The sequence below is a fragment of the Bacillus sp. JJ1764 genome, assembly GCF_036962145.1.
Lineage (GTDB): Bacteria > Bacillota > Bacilli > Bacillales > Cytobacillaceae > Neobacillus.
Map to the genome: position 1 here is coordinate 41568 of NZ_JBALNY010000033.1, position 3020 is coordinate 44587.

Consider the following 3020-nt stretch of genomic DNA (forward strand, 5'->3'; position numbering starts at 1 on the left):
TTGTCTTTCATACCCTTGATGAAAGACAGTTTTCTTCTTAGTCAACTGGGTTTTGTCTTTCATACCCTTGATGAAGGCATCTTATTATTCGGACCAATCACACATATATCATTTAGATAGCGTTTAGGAAAAGAAAGGATAGTCACTACGTCACTGAGTCATTTTTTTCCAAGCAGAAGCTATCAGATTATCAGAAGTCTTGAACAAAATGTTCAATAAAACATGAGAAAACTCGACGATTGGCGAGCCTTTAGGCGAAGTCAGAGGAGTAGTTGCACTTATGCCTGAAGGAAAGTTTATACTTTCCTATAGGCCAAAAAACCACAAGCTCTAATAATCCTGAGTTTGTGGTTTCTTATAGTTTGAATGGGATTGTTATGTGCAACAATGATGATGAATCTCCTATTCTGTGTTATTTAACTTTAATAAGCTCCTTAATGCTGCTTTTACCTCGTTCAAGAAGATTTACATGTGTATTTCTGGCCAGTTTAACATATTCTTTTCTTACTTCGAGCCAAGCATTACGGCGTTCACGAGCAAAAGCGATACTGGACTCGGTATTTTTTTCAAAGTTATCTTCCAATTGTTCAATGACTTGAATGACTGATTTAACCGGTGTAAGTGCCAATCTCTCTAATTGATTTGAGACTTCTTTAAACTGATTTTTAAGTTCTTCACGGTCAGAATTTACTGGAACCGCTACTTCTTTATGTTCTTCTTTACGTGCATTTAATTGGGATACAAGCTCTGTGACCATCTCTTTATTGGTCTTTTTAGATTGATCATACAGTTTGGAAATGGCTTTTCTGTATTGCTTATTAAATTTGATTACCTCTTTGATAGCATTTAAATAAGCATCCTCCCGATTTTCACGGAGTTTTTCCCCACGTTCACGTGAGAGCTCATATTGATCCCAGAATGTGTCTACAAATAAAGCTTTTCTTGGCGATTCCTTCACTTCCGGCATTGGTTTTTCTGAAACATCAGGAACTGCTTCAATTTTCTTCTGAGCCATCGTCTTTCCTCCTCCTCTTATTTACCTTCTCTATAGAATCCTTCTTTTGTAAGGAAGGAATGTAGAGCTCTAATACACTGGTATACATATTAAAGAATTGGTCAAGTAAGGATTGATACGTTTCCAATTGACCTGCATAGCCTTTTAAGTATTTCACACCGGCTTTTGTAATGGAATAACGTCTCTTCGCAGGTCCTGTTCCTGTTGTATCCCATTCCGATGACACAAGCTCGTCCTTCTCTAGCTGTCTTAACATTCTGTATAAATTCCCCTGGTCCAGAGTCTTAAATCCAAACGACTCTAATTTCTGGCTAAGTTCATATCCATGTAGGGAAACCTTGCTAAGAAGCAATAAAATAAATGGCAGCACAAAGTTTTTTGAAGGATTGACTGATTGATTGTCTTGGTTTACCATATCTTTATCACCTCACCTATATGTATTTTACACCTATCAGTAATATTTTGTCAATCCAGAAAATAAATATTAACAAAAGTCAAATAATTATGTTTACATTTTATGCAACATGGTTATAAACTAATAAAAATGAAAGGTGGTGTAAAATGGAAATTGCGAAAATCAGTAAATTAGGGATCCCCTATTTACATTTTGGAGCTGGTGAATCATTGGTGTTAATCCATGGTTTAGGCCAATATAAGGAGGGATGGCAACACCAATTTGAATTGGCTGATCAATTTGAATTGATTATTCCTGATCTTCGCGGACACGGTGAATGTAAAAGAACAGACGGAATCACCATTCAAAACTTCGCTGCCGATATCATAGCTTTATTAAAGGAGCTAGAAATTGAAAACGCTCACATTCTTGGTTTATCAATGGGCGGAGCCGTTGCACAAGAAATATACCGCCAAGCACCCTCCATATGTCGTTCTCTCATGTTAATAAGCACATTCCATTACTTCCCAAAGAAATTAAAAGGATTATTATTTGAAAATAGAAAGGCAAAATTTGAGGCGATTAGTTCAGAAGGAAGAACAAACTATTTGGCTCAGATGGCCCTTTATTCCTGGAGTCAAGATACGATAAGAGAATTTAATAAATTAATCAAAATAAAGGATTATGTATTCGTTGAATCTCTTAAAGCATGTCTTGAAGTGGATAATTCGGCTTTATTACCGCAAATAAAAGTGCCTACCTTAATTGTTGGCAGTCAATATGATTGTATTCTTCCTGTTTGGCTACAAGCGGTCATGCATAAGAAGATACCACATTCTCAATTTATTATAATGAGGAACACCGGTCATCTTGCAAAACTTGAAGCAAAAGACCGGTTTAACCGCCTGCTACGGAATTTCCTCAACCTGCAAAAATATGCTGGATAATTTTTCATATTAACGGGAAGGATGGGGGTCCTTCCCGTTAATAATGTATTTCTCATTTATCTTAATTATACGAAAGTATTTTGTATTTCTTTTGAACGAGTGTTGAGCCATTGATCCGCAATTTCTGCAAACACTCCTGTCAATGCTAAGGATACATGTCCACCTTCAAAAACCTCATAGGTTTTATCCTTGCTTGAAGCAAGCTCTACTATTGGCAAACTTTGTTTCTCCAAAACTAAAGTGTCCCTAGAGCATGTGAAAACATAAAGTGGGCATTTAATATTGCTTAAGTCAACCTGTTTTCCTCCTATCATTAATTCTCCCTTTAAAAGTTTATTTTCTTTAAAGAAATCATTAAACATCTGCTTAAAGGTTGCTCCGGCAAATGATGCGGTATCTTTTGTCCATTTATCCATTTGACGCCATTTTTCCACATATTTTTCATCATATGCCCTTGTAACAAGGTTAATCATCGGACTACCATAGACTGGTGAAAGCATTCTAAACATTAAATACAAAAACTCATGTGGAATGGTTCCGTATGCATCAGAAAAACGATTAAAGTCCATTTGGCCCGTTTGGAGCCCTTCTAACCATTTATCCGGAACGATGCCGATGCTAAAATCGATTGGAGTGGCAGCTAATATTAGGTTTTTAATCGGCA

5 protein-coding genes (1 of these 5 only partly in view) are annotated in these 3020 nt (G+C 36.4%); 1 reads left to right on the forward strand and 4 read right to left on the reverse strand.

All coding sequences use genetic code 11. The features are described from left to right. Positions 1-412 precede the first annotated feature (412 nt). Both V7083_RS05010 and phaQ read right to left on the reverse strand, forming a co-directional pair. On the reverse strand, positions 413-1015 hold the full coding sequence (locus V7083_RS05010; protein ID WP_335476016.1) for a hypothetical protein: 603 nt from the start codon (positions 1013-1015) through the stop codon (positions 413-415). Further along, positions 996-1430 (reverse strand): poly-beta-hydroxybutyrate-responsive repressor, encoded by a 435-nt coding sequence (phaQ, locus tag V7083_RS05015; RefSeq protein ID WP_335476018.1) that lies wholly within the window; start codon positions 1428-1430, stop codon positions 996-998. Before phaQ ends, V7083_RS05010 begins: the two co-directional genes overlap by 20 nt. A gap of 146 nt (positions 1431-1576) precedes the next feature. Between phaQ and V7083_RS05020 the strand changes: the two genes are divergently transcribed. After that, positions 1577-2356 carry an alpha/beta fold hydrolase gene (locus V7083_RS05020; RefSeq protein WP_335476020.1) on the forward strand — a complete coding sequence of 260 codons (780 nt, stop codon included), beginning with the start codon at positions 1577-1579 and terminating at the stop codon, positions 2354-2356. A 65-nt stretch (positions 2357-2421) separates the two neighbouring features. Here V7083_RS05020 and V7083_RS05025 read toward each other — a convergent pair whose 3' ends face one another. Both V7083_RS05025 and V7083_RS05030 read right to left on the reverse strand, forming a co-directional pair. Then, entirely contained in the window at positions 2422-2925 is a 504-nt protein-coding gene (locus V7083_RS05025) for a hypothetical protein (RefSeq protein ID WP_335476022.1), read from the reverse strand. Positions 2926-3010: 85 nt separating this feature from the next. After that, positions 3011-3020 carry the 3' portion of an alpha/beta fold hydrolase gene (locus tag V7083_RS05030; RefSeq protein ID WP_335476024.1) on the reverse strand. The gene runs 479 nt beyond the window's last position, so only the last 10 of its 489 coding nucleotides appear in the window; the start codon falls outside the window, past its right edge; its stop codon occupies positions 3011-3013.